This is a genomic window from Nocardia gamkensis NBRC 108242, from assembly GCF_001612985.1.
GTDB classification, from domain to species: Bacteria; Actinomycetota; Actinomycetes; order Mycobacteriales; family Mycobacteriaceae; genus Nocardia; species Nocardia gamkensis.
Genome location: NZ_BDBM01000005.1, coordinates 125,122 through 143,489 on the forward strand (window position 1 = coordinate 125,122; position 18,368 = coordinate 143,489).

15 protein-coding genes and 1 tRNA gene are annotated in these 18,368 nt (G+C 67.0%); 10 read left to right on the forward strand and 6 right to left on the reverse strand.

Annotation, left to right across the window (positions count from 1 at the left end):
- Window positions 1–794 precede the first annotated feature (794 nt).
- The 7 genes from NG1_RS05365 to NG1_RS05395 all read left to right on the forward strand — a co-directional run bounded on the left by NG1_RS05365 (window position 795) and on the right by NG1_RS05395 (window position 10,033).
- Window positions 795–867: transfer RNA gene (locus NG1_RS05365), tRNA-Lys, on the forward strand.
- 1,089 nt (window positions 868–1,956) lie between these two features.
- Window positions 1,957–2,928 (forward strand): acyl-ACP desaturase, encoded by a 972-nt coding sequence (locus tag NG1_RS05370; protein WP_062968892.1) that lies wholly within the window; start codon window positions 1,957–1,959, stop codon window positions 2,926–2,928.
- Window positions 2,929–3,077: 149 nt separating this feature from the next.
- On the forward strand, window positions 3,078–4,205 hold the full coding sequence (gene dusB / locus NG1_RS05375) for a tRNA dihydrouridine synthase DusB (protein ID WP_210750596.1): 1,128 nt from the start codon (window positions 3,078–3,080) through the stop codon (window positions 4,203–4,205).
- Between the two features lie 160 nt (window positions 4,206–4,365).
- Window positions 4,366–6,747, forward strand: a complete 2,382-nt coding sequence (locus NG1_RS05380; RefSeq protein ID WP_062968572.1) for an LCP family glycopolymer transferase — start codon at window positions 4,366–4,368, stop codon at window positions 6,745–6,747.
- A gap of 684 nt (window positions 6,748–7,431) precedes the next feature.
- Window positions 7,432–8,094 (forward strand): phosphate signaling complex protein PhoU, encoded by a 663-nt coding sequence (phoU, locus tag NG1_RS05385; RefSeq protein WP_040864752.1) that lies wholly within the window; start codon window positions 7,432–7,434, stop codon window positions 8,092–8,094.
- 119 nt (window positions 8,095–8,213) lie between these two features.
- Window positions 8,214–8,507: a type VII secretion target gene (locus NG1_RS05390; protein WP_062968574.1), complete on the forward strand. Its 294-nt coding sequence runs from the start codon at window positions 8,214–8,216 to the stop codon at window positions 8,505–8,507.
- A gap of 125 nt (window positions 8,508–8,632) precedes the next feature.
- Entirely contained in the window at window positions 8,633–10,033 is a 1,401-nt protein-coding gene (locus NG1_RS05395) for a hypothetical protein (RefSeq protein ID WP_157113868.1), read from the forward strand.
- Between the two features lie 101 nt (window positions 10,034–10,134).
- On the opposite strand, the gene pstB is transcribed toward NG1_RS05395, so the two are convergent.
- From pstB to NG1_RS05425, 6 genes are all read right to left on the reverse strand, one after another.
- A complete protein-coding gene (gene pstB / locus NG1_RS05400) occupies window positions 10,135–10,911 on the reverse strand; it encodes a phosphate ABC transporter ATP-binding protein PstB (protein ID WP_039795034.1) in 777 nt (258 codons plus the stop codon).
- Window positions 10,912–10,932: 21 nt separating this feature from the next.
- Window positions 10,933–11,835 carry a phosphate ABC transporter permease PstA gene (pstA, locus tag NG1_RS05405; RefSeq protein ID WP_062968578.1) on the reverse strand — a complete coding sequence of 301 codons (903 nt, stop codon included), beginning with the start codon at window positions 11,833–11,835 and terminating at the stop codon, window positions 10,933–10,935.
- Entirely contained in the window at window positions 11,835–12,809 is a 975-nt protein-coding gene (gene pstC, locus NG1_RS05410; protein WP_062968580.1) for a phosphate ABC transporter permease subunit PstC, read from the reverse strand. Before pstC ends, pstA begins: the two co-directional genes overlap by 1 nt.
- A gap of 91 nt (window positions 12,810–12,900) precedes the next feature.
- A complete protein-coding gene (pstS, locus tag NG1_RS05415; RefSeq protein ID WP_157113870.1) occupies window positions 12,901–14,013 on the reverse strand; it encodes a phosphate ABC transporter substrate-binding protein PstS in 1,113 nt (370 codons plus the stop codon).
- Between the two features lie 241 nt (window positions 14,014–14,254).
- A complete protein-coding gene (gene mshD, locus NG1_RS05420) occupies window positions 14,255–15,175 on the reverse strand; it encodes a mycothiol synthase (RefSeq protein ID WP_062968582.1) in 921 nt (306 codons plus the stop codon).
- Window positions 15,176–15,280: 105 nt separating this feature from the next.
- Entirely contained in the window at window positions 15,281–16,045 is a 765-nt protein-coding gene (locus NG1_RS05425) for a winged helix-turn-helix transcriptional regulator (protein ID WP_040864770.1), read from the reverse strand.
- A 294-nt stretch (window positions 16,046–16,339) separates the two neighbouring features.
- Here NG1_RS05425 and NG1_RS05430 point away from each other — a divergent pair, with 294 nt between their 5' ends.
- The 3 genes from NG1_RS05430 to NG1_RS05440 all read left to right on the forward strand — a co-directional run bounded on the left by NG1_RS05430 (window position 16,340) and on the right by NG1_RS05440 (window position 18,356).
- On the forward strand, window positions 16,340–17,140 hold the full coding sequence (locus NG1_RS05430) for an LmeA family phospholipid-binding protein (RefSeq protein ID WP_062968584.1): 801 nt from the start codon (window positions 16,340–16,342) through the stop codon (window positions 17,138–17,140).
- Entirely contained in the window at window positions 17,137–17,574 is a 438-nt protein-coding gene (locus NG1_RS05435) for a thioredoxin family protein (RefSeq protein WP_062968587.1), read from the forward strand. The genes NG1_RS05430 and NG1_RS05435 overlap by 4 nt, the downstream gene beginning before the upstream one ends.
- A gap of 287 nt (window positions 17,575–17,861) precedes the next feature.
- Complete coding sequence (locus tag NG1_RS05440; protein ID WP_062968589.1) at window positions 17,862–18,356, forward strand: DUF4395 domain-containing protein; 495 nt, start codon at window positions 17,862–17,864, stop codon at window positions 18,354–18,356.
- Window positions 18,357–18,368 lie beyond the last annotated feature (12 nt).

Below are 18,368 nucleotides of genomic sequence, written 5' to 3' on the forward strand. Positions count from 1 at the left end.
TCGGCGCGAATTCCTGAGTTTTATCAATACGTCGAACCCGGTTTTTCGACCGATTTCAAACCTTCGGTACGAAAACTCGCGGAAAACCTGTAACACACCAGCTGGTATAGTTTGCCTGCCCGGGTGCGCCGCAGGGGGTGCGCATCCGGGCATTTCTTCGTCCTGAACGTGCCTCCTCCTGCGGCATAGAGTTCCGTCGAGCCGTGGCCGGCCGGACCGGCCGCGGCGCCTTCGGACACGGAAACGACAATCCGAATTCCGCAGCGCCGATCGAGTCGACGATTCTTTCGGAATTCACCAAGGCGTCACCGTACCCGGAATCCCGATCCGACACGCGGCAAACCGAGGAGTCAGGTGGCCATCCGATTCCGCTTTCTGTTACGGCAAATATTCGGCAACACAACCGGCCCCTCCGGTGGGTGCGCGAATTCGCCAGCGGCCCAGGATTGTTCACGCGAGCCGACCGGCAAGCCGGACAACCGGCCGCCGCCCACGTTTCGCCCGCCAACCCGCCCCACGAGCCTCGCCCGGCCAGAGCCGTTCACCCCCTGCAAATCCAAAGACATTGCCAGCCAACACGATTGAATGATATCCAGATCCAGCTAAGATGAACAAAGCTGGGTGCCAAGTGTTTACCGCCTGCATCGCCCTCGCGCACGCCGCGTTACCCACCGCCACGCCGCCCCGCGACGCACCCGCCCCGCCACACCGACCCCACCCATCCAACCCGCCCGCCGACACGAACTCCCCCGATTGGGGCATCCGCCCCCGATCCCACTACACTGTTCCTCCGCGCCCCTATAGCTCAGTTGGTAGAGCTACGGACTTTTAATCCGCAGGTCGTAGGTTCGAGCCCTACTGGGGGCACAGCGGTCGGGCGCCCGGGCACTCCGGGCGCCCGACCTGTTTCGCGGAGTTCTATGCGGTGAAGCACCGGTTATACCGGCCAGGACACGCCGCGTCGAGGCTCCGCTCTCCGATGTCGCGCACAATGCTTCGAGATCATCGGAGCCGAACTCGGCGCCTCGGCCGACAAGCCGTTCGACGGCTCCTTTCCTTACCGTCCCTATGCGGCGGAGTTAGTGGACCGCCATGCGAGGGATTTGCGGACGCCTCGGCTGGAGAGCGGATACGACGAGACAGAGTCATAGGCCCGCCCGCGACGGGGACAACGAGACGCCCAGTGCGACCGGTCGGATTGTGACAAAGGACATAGTCAGTTCAGGGCCGGTGCTGATCGCGCAGATCGCGACTCGCATCTCGGCGAGCCCGCCGCCCGGTGCGGCCACGTGGTCGATCGCGGTGGATGACCCGGCGACGCTGGGAAGCCGGCCTGGTGCGGCAGATTTCCGACGTCTATATGCGCCGCCCGGGGCGCTGCGTCTACAGAAGTAAGGGGCCGTCCGAGAACGCGCTTTCCACAACAGACCGTGCGCCGACCTGATCGTGCGGAGCCCGGAGCGGGACGGGCGTCCGCGTCCATGAGACAGGGATGGGTGGCGCTTGGGCCACACACGCCGGTTTCGGCCCCCGCGCCTCACTCGCGCCCGACCGAGGCGGTCGTCGGACCATGCGACGCGGGCTCTCGAACCGTGACCTTCGAGGAAGACCGGCTCACCCGGACGCAGACAGTTGGATTCGGCGTGCCGTGTTCGACACGCGCGAGCGTTGGGTACTCGATTCATTGTCGGGGCGGTGGCGGATTGTGCGATTCCCCACCTCCCGCTAACAGCGTGAACCCCGCGTCGATAGTCCTCTCGTTCACAGGAAGAACCCATACACTCGTGTGGATCACTGAACGGCGAAGACGTCGTATGTGGTGGATCACCAGGGCATCGATCGTCTAACGGATGCGTTTCGCATCACACCTACGGTGCCGTAAGGTATGGCCGCAACGGTATCGGTCTACCTTTGGATGACCTGCACGACCGGAAGCACACACTGAAGGGTTCATACATGGCAAGGGATCTGACTCAACTCGAGCTTCTGACGGAGTTGGAGCCGGTTGCCGAAGAAAACGTCAACCGGCACCTCTCCATGGCAAAGGAATGGCATCCGCACGACTACGTCCCGTGGGACGACGGCCGCAATTTCGCGGCACTCGGTGGGGTGGACTGGGATCCGGAGCAGTCCCGGCTCAACGAGGTCGCGAAGGCGGCCATGGTCACCAACCTGCTCACCGAGGACAACCTGCCCTCCTATCACCGGGAGATCGCCGAGAATTTCTCTCAGGATGGCGCGTGGGGCACCTGGGTGGGCCGCTGGACCGCCGAGGAGAACCGCCACGGCATCGTGATGCGGGACTACCTGGTAGTGACCCGCGGCGTCGATCCCGTCGCCCTCGAGGAAGCCAGGATGGTCCACATGACCAACGGCTTCGCCTCCCCTGCCGAAGCCGACGCGGGCTTCCTGCATTCCGTCGCGTACGTCACCTTCCAGGAACTCGCCACCCGGGTCAGCCACCGCAACACCGGCAAGGTCTGTGACGACCCGATCGCCGACCGCATGCTGCAGCGCGTCGCCGCCGACGAGAACTTGCACATGATCTTCTACCGCAACATGTGCGGCGCCGCCCTCGACCTGACCCCTGACCAGGCCATCGAGGCGATCACCCTGATCCTGGAGAACTTCCAGATGCCGGGCGCCGGCATGCCCAACTTCCGCCGCAACGGCGTGCTGATGGCCAAGCACGGCATCTACGATCTGCGCCAGCACCTGGAAGAGGTCGTCCAGCCGGTGCTGAAGAAGTGGAACATCTTCGAGCGCAGCGACTTCACCGCCCGCGGCGAGGCGGTCCGTGATCGCCTCGGCCTTTTCCTGGACAAGCTGAGCAAGGACGTCGTCAAGTTCGAGGAACAGCGGGACCGGATGCTGGCCCGCGAGGCCGCCAAGCGCGATCGTCAGATGGCGGGTAGCTCCGTAGGCTGAGCGCCCGGTTACAGCACGCCGCCGCCCCGGAGTCCGGGGCGGCGGCGGTGGTATGAACGGCGCCGGTGCCGCGCCGCGCTGTGACCCGCTCCGGCCGACTTACGTGCGGAAATGAGACACTGGTCGGCGTGACGATGACTACCGAGGCGATGACGAAGCTGCGGATCGGGCCGTATCCGGTCGATCCGCCGGTCGTGCTCGCGCCGATGGCGGGCATCACGAATCTGGCGTTCCGCAAGTTGTGCCGGGAATTCGGCAGCCCTACCTCGATCTACGTGTGCGAGATGATCACCGCGCGAGCGGTGGTCGAGCGCAACGAGAAGACGCTGCACATGATGTCCTTCGATGCCGACGAGCATCCCCGCTCGATGCAGCTCTACGGCGTGGACCCGGACACGCTCGGCGAAGCGGTGCGCATCATCGTCGGCGAGGGCTGGGCCGACCACATCGACCTCAACCTCGGCTGCCCCGTGCCCAAGGTCACCCGGCTCGGCGGCGGCGCCGCCCTGCCGTACAAGCGGACGCTGTTCCGGCACATCGTGCGCGCCATGGTGCGGGCGGCGGAACCGGCGGGGGTCCCGATCACCCTGAAGTTTCGCATCGGCATCGATGACGCCCACCGCACCTATCTGGACGCGGGACGCATCGCGGAAGCCGAGGGCGCGCGGGCGGTCGCGCTACACGCCCGCACGGCTGCGCAGCGCTACTCCGGCGAGGCCGACTGGACCGCGATCGCCCGGCTCAAAGAGGCCGTCACCTCGATCCCGGTCCTCGGCAACGGCGACATCTTCTCGGCGGACGACGCGGTTCGCATGATGGCCGCGACCGGGTGTGACGGTGTGGTCGTCGGACGCGGCTGCCTGGGCAGGCCGTGGCTGTTCGCCGAACTGCAGGCGGCGCTGCGCGGGGAGCCGCTGCCCGCCGCGCCCGATCTGGGCCGGGTCGGCGCCGTGCTGTATCGGCACGGGGCCCTGCTGTCCGAGCACCTCGGAGAGGACAAGGCCATGCGTGACCTGCGCAAGCACATGGCCTGGTATTTGATGGGCTTCCCGGTCGGCGCCGACCTGCGTCGCGCGTTCGCCACCGTGGACAGCCTCGCTCGGCTGCAAGATCTTGTCGGGCAGCTCGATCCGACCGCGCCCTTCCCGAAGGACGCGGAGGGTCCGCGCGGGCGTCAGGGCTCGCCGGGCAAGGTCGCGCTGCCGCACGGCTGGCTCGACGACCCGGACGATCCCGCGGTGCCACGCGCGGCGGATGTGATGCACAGCGGCGGGTGACGGCAACCACACAGCGAACACCGTCGCCCAACAGCGCTGTGACCTGTCCGTTTTCACGGTGGGGTGGCCCGCCGAGGCGGAATCGTTATCATTGCGGAATCGGTGCCGCCGGTCGAGTGTGACCTGAGCGGAAAAGCAGGACGAAAAGCGAGGTTCGTTGGTGGGTGACGATCGGCACGGGCGTTCGCCACGGCCCGGAGGTCGCGCCCCGTGGGAGCGGTATCCCGCGGACGACAACTCCGAAGGAGACGCCGCACGCACGTCTCGTCGTTCGCGCCATACCGACGCCACCCCGGACCAGAGTTCCGCGCCCCTGACGGTCCAGGATCTGGTCCAGCGGGTCGACAACGAACGCAGCGGCCGCCGAGGCCGTCGCGCCGAGCCCGCACCGCCGGACCCGGGCGCCGCCCCCAGCCGAGGACGCCGCGCGGAACCCACCCCGGCTCCCGGACCCGGCCGAGGACGCCGCGCCGAGCCCATCCCGCCGGACCCGGCTGCCGCACCCGGCCGAGGACGCCGCGCCGAGCCCCCACCGCCGGGCGCGGGCACTCCGCCGAGCCAGACGCGCCGCCCCGAGCAGGTACCGCCGCAGGCAGGGCCCCCATCACAACGGGGCAACCGCGCGGAGCCACCGCAGGAAGCTCCCCGGCACCCGGCCGGCCCGCCCGCGAACCGTCCACCGACTCCCGCCAACGGCCGCGGCGCCGCAGCCGGTCCCCGGCGTGCACCGGACTCGCCACCACTACGCCAGACGGGCAGTTCGCCGGTGGTCCAGGACATCACCAGCGCCACACCGGCCGCCCGCGCCACGACCCGCCGCCCCGCCGAGCGCTCGGCGTCCGCCGCACCACCCGCCGCGCCCGTCGCTCCTCCGGAACCGGAGCTGGCCGAGGAGGTCACGGACGTCCTTCCTCCGCTCGAAGAGCCCACGCGGGCCAAGCGTAAGGGCGTGGGCTGGCCGACCAAGGAGGGCAAGGACGCCAAACCGAAGGCGGTCGGCACCGCCCAGACCCGTCTGCAGGCCTCCCGGCAGCGCCGCAACAAGCGTCTGCGGACCGCGGGAAGAGCGGGAGGAGCAGTGTGCGCCGTCCTCGCATTGCTGGTCACCGGCGGCGGCTGGAGTTACCTGCGGTCGACGACGGACAGCTTCACCCAGGTCAACGCCCTCGATGAGAACTCAGAGGACATCGTCGATTCCAATGCACAGCTCGGCGACGAGAACTACCTGCTCGTTGGCACCGACACCCGCGCAGGGGCCAACGGCCAACTCGGCGCGGGCACTTTGGACGACGCCGAAGGCGCCCGCGCAGACACCACCATGCTCGTCCACATCCCGAAGAACCGGAGTCGGGTCGTCGTAATATCCTTCCCGCGCGACCTGGACGTGACCAGGCCCCAGTGCAATGGGTGGGACAACGAAAAAGGCACATACTCCGACGAGAAGTTCCCATCGGCCATAGGCGACAAGCTCAACGCCGTCTACAATCTCGGCGGCCCGATGTGCCTCGTCTCCACGATTCAGCGCCTCACCGGCGCGTCGATCAATCACTTCATCGGCATCGACTTCGCCGGTTTCGAGTCGATGGTCAACCAGATCGATGGCGTCGAGGTCTGCGCGTCCAAGCCGCTCGTCGACGACGTGCTCGGCACCATCCTCGAGCACCCGGGCAAGCAGCGCATCGACGGCCAAACCGCGCTGAACTACGTGCGCGCCAGGCATGTCTACGGTGAGGAGCGCAGCGATTATGACCGCATCAACCGACAGCAACGCTTCCTCGCTTCGTTGCTGCGCGGCACGCTGTCCAGCAAGGTGCTGTTCAATCCGGGCAAACTGAACGGCTTCATCAGTGCGCTTCGTGAGCACACCTGGGTCAACAAGGTCGAAACAACCGACCTACTGATGCTGGGACGGTCACTGCAGAAGATCGATGCCGGCGCGGTCACCTTCATCACCGTCCCCACTGCGGGCACCACCACCTACGGCAACGAGATCCCCCGCGAATCCGACATCAAGGCGATCTTCAAGGCGATCCGCGACGATCAGCCCCTGCCGGGCGAGAAGCCGACCGTCCAGGCGAACGCGCCCGTCCCCACCCAGGCCGCGGCGACACCGACCAAGCACCGGGCGGTGGATCCCTCCACCGTCTCGCTGCTGGTGTCCAACGGCTCCGGGGTCGAAGGTCTGGCGCGCACGGCCGCCACCAAGCTCGGCAACCAGGGCTTCACGATCTACAACACCGGAAATTACGCCAACGGCACCTCACCGACGACGAAGGTCCGCTACGCCGCGGGCCTGGAATCCGAGGCAGCCACCGTGGCCAGCTCCATTCCCGGCGCGACCATCGAGGCCGCCGACGATCTCGGCGGCATCGTCGAGGTCGTCATCGGAGGCGACTCGGCGAACGGCGTCGTCGTGAAGGCGCCGACTCCGGTCGGTGACGAGATCACCAACGTCGCGACGAGCACCCCGAAGGATTCGACGCCGACCGTACTGCCCTCGGACCTGGAACATGTCAACGCGGCCGAGGACATCTGCAAGTAGACGACCGGGTGCACACAGCACCACCCGGCGACGCCCGCAGGCCGGGTGCGTATCGAGTCACGTTCTACCGCAACAATATTCGCTTCGGCTCTTATTCAGTGGCTGCTAGTGTAGAGAACGTAACCATCAACATGGAGGGGGTTTCAGTGGTACGCAAACTAATCGTCGGAGCAACCGCAGCGGCGGCCGCCTTGGCATTGTTCGCAGGTCCTGCCCAAGCGGTCGGGTGGTGGCAGTACGACACGGCACAGGAATGTGAGCACGCCCGACAGCAGTTTGTAGACAGAGGAAGCCGCGTAAGTGGATGCGAATTCAACCCCAACGGCAGCTCGTTCGGCGACGGTGACGCCTGGGGGTTCCACGTTTACAGCTAGTTCTGGCCGAACTCCGATGGTGACGGCGCGAGCGCTCGGTCACCATCGGAGTTTTCGTGGTGAGGTCACCCCGCCCTCCGATGCGGAGCACCTCAAACGCCGCCAAGGAGATCCGCAAGTAGCTCCTGGCGCACAAGATAGGACGAATGCGACGTAGATCACAGTCGTCGTGATGTCGTCGTTCAAGGCCGTCGAGGATGCGGATCGCGGTCGTTGAATGGTCAACAGCAACCCGCGCGCTAATGATGCACACCGGTCATTCACTCGGCGTTCGTGACTTGGTCAGCGTGGCGAACTAGGGTCAGGTTCCATGCGTGTCATCTACAACGAGCAAATGGCCGAGCTCGCCCACCTGCTGGGCGAGATGGCCGGCGTTGCCGGCTCGGCCATGGAGCGGGCGACCCAGGCCCTGCTCCAGGCGGACCTCGCCCTGGCGGAGCAGGTGATCAGTGAATCCGACCGGATCGCAGAGCTGATCCAGGACGCCGAGGAGAAGGCCTTCGCCTTGCTCGCGTTGCAGGCGCCGGTCGCAGGCGACCTGCGGCAAGTGGTGAGCACGATCCAGATCGTCGCCGACGTGAATCGGATGGGCGCGCTGGCGCTGCACGTAGCCAAGGTCGCACGCAGGCGTCATCCGAACCACGCGCTACCGGAAGCCGTCAACGGCTACTTCGCCGAGATGGGCCGCATCGCGGTGAACATGGGCGCCGGTGCGCGAGAGGTGCTGGAGACCCGCGACCCCGAGCGCGCGGCGCAGCTCAACGAGGACGACGAGGCGATGGACGACCTGCATCGTCACCTCTTCACGCTGCTCATGGACCGGGAGTGGAAGTACGGCGTAGCCGCCGCCGTCGACGTCACACTGCTCGGCCGCTACTACGAGCGCTTCGCCGACCACGCCGTCGAAATCGGCCGGCGGGTCATCTTCCTGGTGACCGGCGTCCTCCCCCCTGACCCGGATGCCGAGGGGTAACCGAAAGGTTTGCCGGGCTTGACGTTTCGCGGGCGGTGAATGATAGATTTGGCCGCGCGGGGCGGGATTGCTCCGGTATAGCGTTACGCCGGAGGGGATCCGGTATGAAGGGGGGCGTCATGAACGTCGATCCAGCAGAGCTGCGCGCGTTGGCCGCGTCGATGGATCAAATCGGCGGGAATATCGGCGGCTTGACGGTGCGTACCACCACGGACGCGCTCGGTACTGTGCTGCCCGGTTCGGCATTGAGCGAAGTGTGTTCGGCGGCGGGTGCGAATGTCGAAGACGCGTGGCGGCGAACGGCCATGCGGTGTAAACGGATTTCCAACATCGCCAAAGGCGGCGCCGCGAACTACGAGGTATCCGACCAGCAGTTTCGCGATGGCCTCGAGGCGATGGGCGCGCAGCTGTGAGGACGGCGAATTCGACGCCCACGCTGAGTCAGGTGCGGTCGGAATGGCAACCGTGGAAACTGGGCGAAGCCGGAACGGAAATACGAACTCGCAATGGCGAATTCGTATCGCTGATCGATGAAACGGTGACGCAGATTCGTGCGGCAGGCGCGCATTGGAGTGGCGACGCCTATTACGCGGCCTACGACCGGATAGCCGGCGACCGCGACGCGGCGAACAAAGTGGCGCTGGATACCGAGGAACTCGCGCAGACGTTGATCGATAGCGGTACCAGTCTGGCCGGGTTCCGCCAGGCTTTGCTGGACAAGGTCGACCAGGCCGTCGCGGCCGGATTCACCGTCTCCGAGGACTGGCAGGTCACTCCCGGGCCGGACGTCGCGGACGACGGCGGTGACTCGCAGTACGCCCACCAGACCGCCGTCACCACGGCGCTGAACGAGCTGCTCGGCACCCAATCGGACGTCGCCACCAAGATAGAACAGGCCAGCGGGAATGTGCGTGCCCGCAGTGACCTGCTCGGCGACGGCGACCCGCTCGACAGCGGCGAGCAGACGGATCCGACGCTCGCGGTGTACAGCCGGCAGTCCGATAGCGCGAACACCGACGAGGACCCGACCGACCCTTCCACCACTCCCGCGGGCACGCCGCAGGCCAGTCCGATCGCCGAGGAGCAGTCCACCGGCGAAGACAAGACCGATAAGTCGAAGTCGGGCGAGGACAAGAGCGACGACGGTGACAAGACCACCAGTGAAGACAAGAGCACTGGCGAGGACAAGAGCAGCGGTGAAGACAAGAGCACCGGCGAGGACAAGGGCGAGGAGAGTGACGACTCCAAGTCGTCCGGTTCCACCGGTCCCGCCAGCGACCCGAATTCCTGGACACCCTCGGATGTGACGAGTCTTATCACCGCGGTGGGCGGGATCACCGGAGATGTGCCGACGTTGATCGAGTCCGTCGGCAAGCTCGACGACGATCTCGACGACATCATCAAAGCGGGCGGAGAGGCGGGAAAGGGCCTGATCGACTCCGCGGGCTCGGCCGCGGAGAACTTCGCGAAGGCCGCCGATACGGTGATCACCAGCGTCGACCAGGCGGCCGACGGCACGCCCGCGGATTCACCGTCCACGGGTGAGCCCGCCGAAGACGGCACACCGGCAGCGGACAAAGCCTCCGACGATTCCACGACCGACCAGCCCTCGAAAGCCGATCCGAACGCGAAAGCCACCGATCCGAAGGCGGATGACCCGACTTCGAAGGCCGACGACAGCAAGACCGGAAATCCGAATCCGGCGCAGGGCACCGAAACGAAGCCGGAACAACAGCCCGCGTCCGTCCGGCAGGCGAGCTACACCGGTACCGAACCCACCGCGCCCAGCAGCACTTCCGCGCCCAGCTCACCGTCGACCGCGCCCGCGAGTGCCGGTTTGCTCGGAGGACACATGGCGAATCGGCAATCGGATTCGGAACACACCCGCCGAGTAGAAGCGGCGCAGACCCCGCTGTTCGAGACACCCCCGGACCAGTAGATCAGCATTTCCTGTCCGAATGGACAAAGGCCCTGGGTTGCCGACTCGCTACCCAGGGCCTTTCCTCTGCCCGCGCCGATCGAAGCCGCTAAGCGGCCGGATCAGCCGAAACGGCCGGAGATGTAGTCTTCCGTGGCCTTCTGCGACGGGTTGGAGAAGATCTTCTCGGTGTCGTCGATCTCGATCAGCTTGCCCGGCTTGCCCTGGGCCTCCAGGTTGAAGAAGCCGGTCTGGTCACTCACGCGCGCGGCCTGCTGCATGTTGTGGGTGACGATGACGATGGTGAATTCCTTCTTGAGCTCGGTGATCAGGTCCTCGATCGCCAGGGTGGAGATCGGGTCGAGCGCCGAGCAGGGCTCGTCCATGAGCAGCACATCGGGCGACACGGCGATGGCGCGCGCGATGCACAGACGCTGCTGCTGACCGCCGGAGAGGCCGCCGCCCGGCTTGTCCAGGCGGTCCTTCACCTCGTTCCACAGGTTGGCGCCGCGCAGCGAGCGCTCGGCCACCTCGTCGAGTTCCTTCTTGTTGCGCACGCCTTGCAGCTTCAGGCCCGCGACCACGTTGTCCTTGATGGACATGGTGGGGAACGGGTTGGGCCGCTGGAAGACCATGCCGATCGTGCGGCGCACGCCCACCGGGTCGACCTGGGTGCCGTAGATGTCCTCACCGTCGAGCAGCACCGCGCCCTCGACCCTGGCGTTCGGGGTTACCTCGTGCATGCGGTTGAGCGAACGCAGCACGGTGGACTTGCCACAACCCGAGGGACCGATGAAGGCGGTCACGCTGCGCGGCAGCACGGTCAGCGAGACATCGGACACGGCATGGAACTTGCCGTAGTAGATGTTCAGATCTTTGACGTCGATCCGCTTGGCCATTGTCGGTAATCCGTTCCGCTTCTATCGGTTCCGGGTGAGCAGGCGGTTGAGGACCGCAGCCGCGAGGTACAGGAAGGCGATGATGATGATGAGGGTCAAAGCCGCGCCCCAGACTCGCTCGCGTCCGGCGGCTTCGGGGTTGGCCAGCTCCTGGTAGATCAATAGCGGCAGCGACGCCATGTTGCCGTCGAAGATGTTCGTGTTGATCGACTTGCTGTAGCCGACCAGCACCAGCACGGGAGCGGTCTCGCCCATCACCCTGGCGATGGCGAGCAGGATGCCGCTGATCATGCCGGGCAGGGCGGTCGGCACCACGATCCGCACGATGGTCTTCCACTTCGGGATACCCAGCGCGTAGGACGCTTCGCGTAGTTCGTCGGGCACCAGTTTGAGCATTTCCTCGGTGCTGCGGACGACCACCGGCAGCATCAGCAGCACCAATGCCAGCGACACCGCGAGCGAGCTCTGCGGGAACCCGAGCGTCGCGATCCACAGCGCGAAGATGAACAGCGCCGCGACGATCGACGGCACGCCGGCCAGGATGTCGACCATGAAGGTCGTGGTCTTGGCCAGCACGCCACGGCCGTACTCGACCAGGTACACCGCGGCCATGATGCCGAGCGGCACCGCGATGATCGTCGCGACCAGCGACTGGGCGATGGTGCCGTAGATGGCGTGGTAGACGCCGCCGGCGACCTGGTTGGGCAGCACGCCCTTCAGCGAGTTCTGCCACCAGTTGGCGCGGACCACGGCGCTGAAGCCCTTGGTGATCACCATGATCAGGACCCACGCCAGTGGTACGAGCGCGATGCCGAACGCCAGCCAGACCAACCCGGTCGCGAGGTTGTTGCGTATCCGGCGCGACAGGCTCACGTCCCGGAAGGTGGGCGGCTTGATCGGCCGGTCCAGAGTCGAGGTGGTCATCACCCGTTCACCCTTCCGCCCGCGGCGAGTCGAGCCAGCGCATTCACGACGAAGGTCAGCGCGAACAGGACGAAGCCTGCCGCGATGTACGCGCCGGTCGGCAGCGGAGCGCTGAACTCCGCCGCGGCCGAGGCGATTTTGGAGGCGAAGGTGTAGCCGCCGTCGAACACCGACCACTGTCCCGGCTGCGCCGCCGTCTTCAGCACGATCAGCACGGCGATCGTCTCGCCGAGCGCACGGCCGAGGCCGAGCATGGCGCCCGCGATCATGCCGCTGCGGCCGTACGGCAGCACCGTCATCCGCACGACTTCCCACTTCGTCGCGCCGAGCGCCTGCGCCGCCTCGATGTGGGCGCGCGGGGTGAGGTTGAACACCTCACGGCTGACCGACGTGATGATCGGCAGGATCATCACCGCGAGCACGACGCCCGCGGTGAAGATCGTGCCGCCGCTGGCCAGCGGGATGTTGCCGTCCGAGAACAGGAACAGCCATCCCAGGTTGTCGTTCAGGAAGGTCTGGATCGGCTCCAGTTGCGGAGCGAGCACCAGGATTCCCCAGAGACCGAACACGATCGAGGGCACCGCCGCGAGTAGATCGACGACCACCGAGAACGGCCGCGCCAGCGTCTTCGGCGCGTAGTGCGTCAGAAACAGCGCGATGCCGATGCCGATCGGAACGGCGAGCACCAGCGCGAAGATCGAACTCAGCACCGTGACCATGAACAGGTCCCGGATGCCGAACCGCAGGTGGTTGGCGTCCGAGGTGTTGAAGTCGGTGCTGGTGAAGAAGTTCGCCTCGTTCGCCAGCACCGACGGCACCGCTCGGATGAGCAGGAACAGTGCGATCAGCGCGATGGCGGCGACGATGATCGCACCGGCCGCCGTCGCCAGGGAGCGGAAGATGATCTCCGCTCGCTGGCTGTGCTGCGGACGGGCCCTCTTCGCGGCCGGATCGTTGCTCGGCTTGCTCGGCATGAGCGCAGTATCTCCGCCTGCTCGCTGGTCGGTCGAATCCGACGGACCAGCGGCGGCAACCTCGTCGTGCACGGTCATGTGGGGACTGCTATCAGGAGATGGCGTTGATGGCGGTGGTCAGCTTGGTCTTGAACTGCTCCGGGATCGGGATGTACCCGGCCTCGTCCAAGCCCTGCTGGCCGTTGGTGACCGCCGAGGTGAGGAAGGCCTTGACCGCCTTCGACGTGGCGGCGTCGGAGTACTTCGAGCACACGATCTCGTAGGTCGGCATGACGATCGGGTACGCGCCCACCACCGACGGCTTGTAGAACGAGGAGGTGTCGATGACCAGGTCGTTGCCCTGGCCGGAGATCTTCGCGGACTCGATCGCCTTGCCCGCCGACGCGACGCTCAGCGTCACCGGGTCCTTGCTCGCCGAGGTGATGATGCGCGCGATCGACAGGTTCTGCGCCTTCGCGAAGGACCACTCGTTGTAGGTGATCGAGTTCTTGGTGGTCTTCACCGCGCCCGACGTGCCCTCGTTGCCCTTCGAGCCCGCGCCGACGCCACCGTTGAAGGCCTTGCCCGCGCCCTTGCCCCAGGCGCCGTCGGAGGCGGAGTCCAGGTAGAGCTGGAAGTTGTCGGTGGTGCCCGACTCGTCGCTGCGGAAGATCACGGCGATCGGCTCGGACGGCAGCTTGGCGTTCGGGTTCAGCGCCTTGATCTCCGGGGCATCCCAGGTGGTCACGGAGCCGTTGAAGATCTTGGCGGCGGTCGGGCCGTCCAGCGCGAGATCGGCGACGCCCTCGATGTTGTAGGTGATCGCGACCGGGCCGAACACGGTCGGCAGGTTCCACGCAGGCGAGGCGCAGCGGTCGGCGGCCTTCTTCGGCTCGTCCTTCTTCGCGCTCAGCGGCGAGTCGGAGCCACCGAAATCGGTCTGGCCACCGAGGAATTCGCTCACACCGGCACCGGAGCCGCTGGAGGTGTAGTTGAGCGTGGAACCGTCGCAGTTCTTCTCGTACGCGGCGATGAAGCGCTCCATCGCGTTCTTCTGCGCCGAGGAACCGCTGGCCTTGAGGGCCTCCTTGCCGCCGCAGGCGACGTCGACCTTGGCCACATTGCTCGTGTCGCTCGCGGTGTTGTCGTCGCTGCCACAGGCGGCCAACGTCATGGCGCCGACGGCCAGCACACCGACGAGGGCGCTGCTGCGCTTGAGATTCACTATTCCTCCGGAATGGCGTCCAACTCGTCCGGTCCCTCACCGGCCCGGACGGGTGCTGTGGTGCTGTTCGCGGGGAACTTGCGCACCAGGCAGCAGTGTGCTGCCCTCACTCAACCTAAAGTCACGTGGTTGACAGTTGGACCGACCTGAGTGAACGGAGAGTGAACAGCCCGGCGCGATTGCACCTGGTAGATGTGACGTTTGCCCCAGTTTTACTCGGGGACACCCGTTCTGCCGCCTGTTATTCAGCATCCGCCGCGGCGTAGGCGACGTCGACGTGTGCGGGGGCGAATCCGAGCCGGGTATAAGTGCGCACCGCGGCGGCATTGTCGGCCTCGGTATAGAGCAACACCTCGGCCAACCCGCGGTCCCGCAGGTGACGCAAACCGGCGAGAGTGAGCAGACGACCGAGCCCACGCCCCTGCGCCGCCGGATCGATACCGACCACGTAGACCTCACCGAGCGGCGGATTCTCCGCGTGATGCACCTTGGTCCAGTGGAATCCGAGCAACCGGCCGGGCGCGGCCGGGTCGAATGCCAGGAACAGGCCCGCCGGATCGAACCACGACTCGGCGCGGCGGAGTTCGATGTCACGCCGAGTCCACCCGCCCTGTTCGGGATGCCAGGCGAAGGCCGCACTGTTCACCCGCAGCAATTCCGCGTCGTCGGCGGGGCCCGCGTAGGTGCGCAACACGATGTCGTCCGGCACGCTCAATTCCGGTAGCTCAGGACTTGCCAGCGATCGTCGCATCTGCCAGAGCTCACGCGCGGTCCGCAACCCGAGCCGCGCGGCGACGGCTTTGGCCGCCGGCCGGTCACCGTGCGCCCAGACCCGCGCGCCCGGACCACCCTCGGCCAGAGCGTCCTCGATCAGAACGGCGCCGACGCCGTGGCCGCGCTGGGACGGATCGACCGCGACCTCGGCCATCGCGGGATGGTCGCCGTGCGCGGGAACGAGATTCGCGTAGCCCGCGATCGCGCCGTCGCGCCGACCTAGCAGATGGCGTACTCCGGTGTGGTCGCCCGAGGTGAGCGACAGCACGGCCTGTTCCGAGACCGGGGCGACCCCGTCGGCCGTGGTCGCACGCGCCAGCAGATCGGTGATCGCCTGCGCGGTGTCCGCGTCGAGACGATCGGTCCACTGTGTTGTCACGCCGCTCATCGGCCTCCGTTCATCGAGCCCAGCGGACTCCGCACGGAGTCCGCCCTTGGCAACGTCGTAGGGGCGGGCGGCATTTCGGAGTCCTATGCGCGAGCCGCCGCTGAATTACTGCGCGGAGCCGTTGACCGGCGTGAGCGGGGAGTCGTCGGTGCCCTCGTTGTCCTCGTCCGGGAAGCTCACCTGCTCGCCCTTGGCCGCCGCGCGCGACGGGCGCACGGCCTTGTAACCGACATTGCGCACCGTGCCGATCAGCGATTCGTATTCGGTGCCGAGTTTGGCGCGCAAGCGCCGCACGTGCACGTCCACGGTGCGGGTGCCGCCGAAGAAGTCGTAGCCCCACACCTCCTGCAACAGCTGTGCGCGGGTGAACACCCGGCCCGCGTGCTGCGCGAGATACTTCAGCAGCTCGAACTCCTTGTAGGTGAGGTCGAGCGGGCGGCCGCGCAACCGCGCGGTGTAGGTGCCCTCATCGATCACCAGCTCGCCGAGCGTGATCTTGCCGGTGTTCTCCGGGCTTGCCACGCCGCCGTTGCGCCCGACCAGCAGCCGCAATCTGGCGTCGAGTTCGGCGGGGCCGGTACCCGGCAGCAGGATGTCGTCGAGCCCCCAGTCCGCGTTCACCGCGACCAGGCCGCCCTCGGTGAGCACCGCGACGACCGGCACCGAGGATCCGGTGCTGCCGAGCAAGCGGCACAGGCCACGGGCCGCGGCCAAGTCGGTTCTCGCGTCCACCAACGCGACGTCAGCGGTGCCTGCCTCGAGCAGGGATGCCACTTCCGTCGGCGCGGGGCGCACGTTGTGCGCGAGCAACGCAAGCGAGGGCAACACCGACTCGGGGTTGGGGTCGGAGGTAAGCAGGAGCAGCTCCACAGGCCCTCCTCCCATCTCGTAGCCACGCGGATGCGGCAGCACCGCCGCGGCCGCGTCGCTAATCACAGGTAATCGGATGCAAGATTAGCGCGTAACAAGGCATGACCACGCATTCCGGGGTCCACGACCGCAGCGGAGGACACCCGCGAGCCCCGCTCGGGCCAACCGATATGGTGCGTACATGGGTTACGTACCGGGCAGGCCCGCCACCGGCGGGGCGCCCGGCACGGCGGCAGAACGCGCGCCGCGCGGCTCCCGGCCGCAGCGGCCCGAGACCCGGAGAGACGGGGGAGCATGCGCAAGCTGATCATCGGCCTGCTGTGTCTGGCGGCTTTCGCCGTCGTCGTCGACTTCAGCACCGCGGCCTATTCGGAATATCGCGTGTCCCGCGCGCTGCGCGACGGCGCCGATCTCACCGCCGATCCCGAGGTGACGATTCACGGTTTCCCCTTCCTCGGCCAGGCCTGGGACAGCCGCTACGACCACGTGGAGATCCGGGCGCGCGCGAAGCGTGCGGACATCCCCGGCGAAACCGCGCTGGAGGCGACGCTGACGGGAGTGCGGCTCCCGGTCGGCGAACTCGTCGACGGCAGCCTGCGCGGCGTCCCGGTGGAGCGGGTGGACAGCAGGTTGCGGGTGGAGCCGACCGAACTCGGCAGGCTGTTCACCATCCCCGATCTGCAGGTGCATTCGCGGCCCGCGGACAAGTCCGACGGGACCGGCGGATCGGGTGGTTCCGGCATGACCACCACCGGCGCGCTGGTGCTCACCGGCACCCTGCCCGAGACGCCCGGCGCGCAGTACAGCGGCGAGAAGGTGAGCGTGCAGGCCGATCTGTCGCTCGACGGCGATCAGGTGAAGATCGTGGCGACTGGTTTCTATCGCGGCCCGCCCGGCACCGAGACCATGCCTGTGGCGGTGATCACCGAGGCCGATCGTCCCGCCGTGCTCGCCCGGTTCACCCGTACCATCGATACCAAGGAGTTGCCGTTCGGCGTCCGGCCCACCAAGGTCTCCGCCCAGGGCGGTCAGATCGTCGTGGAGGGCAAGGGCGTGAACGTCACGATCGACCTCGACCGATTGCAGCGACCATGATCCAACTCACCATCCTGGCAGTCGTACTGCTCGCCGCGCTGGCGGTGGGCATCCTGCTGCGCCGCCGCGAAGGCAAGGTACGCGCGGCCGACGGCATCGATCTGTCCGACCGCGCGGATCTGCTGGCGGCCGTCGGGGTGACCGGCGACGGTCCCGCGGTCCTGCATTTCTCCGCCGAATGGTGCGGACCGTGCGACGCGGTTCGCCGGGTGGTTGCCAATGTCACCGATCAGCTCGCGGGATCGCCGCAGCCGCCCCAGGACATCGAGGTGGACATCGACGCCGAGCCCGCGCTCGCGCGGGAGTTGAACGTGCTGTCGCTGCCCACCACGTTCGTCTTCGACACCGCCGGCAGGGAACGGTTCCGCATTTCCGGCGTGCCCAAGGCCACCGATCTGCAGTCCGCGCTGGAGCCGCTGACCGCAGCGGCCTGAGCTGCGACGACAAGTCCCCTCGACGGATGTGATCCACCCCGGGTCCAATTCCCCCGCCGAATTGGGTAAACTGCTGACGTGCTTTCCAACCACGAGCTGATGCTCACCCGACGCCGCACAGTGGATCTGTGTCGGCTCGGTGGTTGTTGCTGCCTGTGCCGCTGATCGGTCGGCTTCCCCGGATTTCCTGACGCCGACCCCTGTCCGCCGCGCGAGTGATCTCACGATCCCCCGGCGAATTGGCAAATCTTCAGTCATCGGACTTTCCCAGCGCAGGAGTACGCACAATGTCCACCCAGATCCGTAATAGTTCCGGAACGCTACCCACTACCGCAGACCAGGTCGATGTTCGCGGCCCGCGTTTCGCCGCATGGGTGACCACCGGCGTCCTCGTGGTCGTCCTGCTCGCCGCCGCGTTCTCGCCCGGCGCGGCCGCGGTGCTGATCGCCCTGCAGGCGGTCGTCTTCGCGATCGGTGCGGCCCTCGGCCCGCGCCGGCATCCGTATGGCCGGATCTACGCGGCCTTCGTCGCGCCGCGCCTGGCGCCGACCAGTGCGACCGAGCCGACGGCGCCGCTGCGGTTCGCGCAGCTGCTCGGTTTCGTCTTCGCGGCCGTCAGCCTGCTGGGCTTCGCGCTCGGCTCCACAGTCGTCGGCGCGGTGTTCGCCGGCTTTGCCCTGTTCGCGGCGTTCCTGAACGCGGCGTTCGGGATCTGCCTGGGTTGCCAGATCTACCCGCTGGTCGCCCGTCTCCGCCGGAGCCCGTCACCGGCATCGAACTGACCCTGCTCGTCA

What these genes read in the sequence shown, in the direction of transcription:
- NG1_RS05370 (WP_062968892.1), top strand. Translation starts at nt 1,957, where the DNA reads ATGGCAAGGGATCTGACTCAACTCGAGCTTCTGACGGAGTTGGAGCCG.
- dusB (WP_210750596.1), top strand. Translation starts at nt 3,078, where the DNA reads ATGACGAAGCTGCGGATCGGGCCGTATCCGGTCGATCCGCCGGTCGTG.
- phoU (WP_040864752.1), top strand. Translation starts at nt 7,432, where the DNA reads ATGCGTGTCATCTACAACGAGCAAATGGCCGAGCTCGCCCACCTGCTG.
- NG1_RS05390 (WP_062968574.1), top strand. Translation starts at nt 8,214, where the DNA reads ATGAACGTCGATCCAGCAGAGCTGCGCGCGTTGGCCGCGTCGATGGAT.
- pstB (WP_039795034.1), bottom strand. Translation starts at nt 10,911, where the DNA reads ATGGCCAAGCGGATCGACGTCAAAGATCTGAACATCTACTACGGCAAG.
- pstA (WP_062968578.1), bottom strand. Translation starts at nt 11,835, where the DNA reads ATGACCACCTCGACTCTGGACCGGCCGATCAAGCCGCCCACCTTCCGG.
- pstC (WP_062968580.1), bottom strand. Translation starts at nt 12,809, where the DNA reads ATGCCGAGCAAGCCGAGCAACGATCCGGCCGCGAAGAGGGCCCGTCCG.
- mshD (WP_062968582.1), bottom strand. Translation starts at nt 15,175, where the DNA reads ATGAGCGGCGTGACAACACAGTGGACCGATCGTCTCGACGCGGACACC.
- NG1_RS05430 (WP_062968584.1), top strand. Translation starts at nt 16,340, where the DNA reads ATGCGCAAGCTGATCATCGGCCTGCTGTGTCTGGCGGCTTTCGCCGTC.
- NG1_RS05435 (WP_062968587.1), top strand. Translation starts at nt 17,137, where the DNA reads ATGATCCAACTCACCATCCTGGCAGTCGTACTGCTCGCCGCGCTGGCG.
- NG1_RS05440 (WP_062968589.1), top strand. Translation starts at nt 17,862, where the DNA reads ATGTCCACCCAGATCCGTAATAGTTCCGGAACGCTACCCACTACCGCA.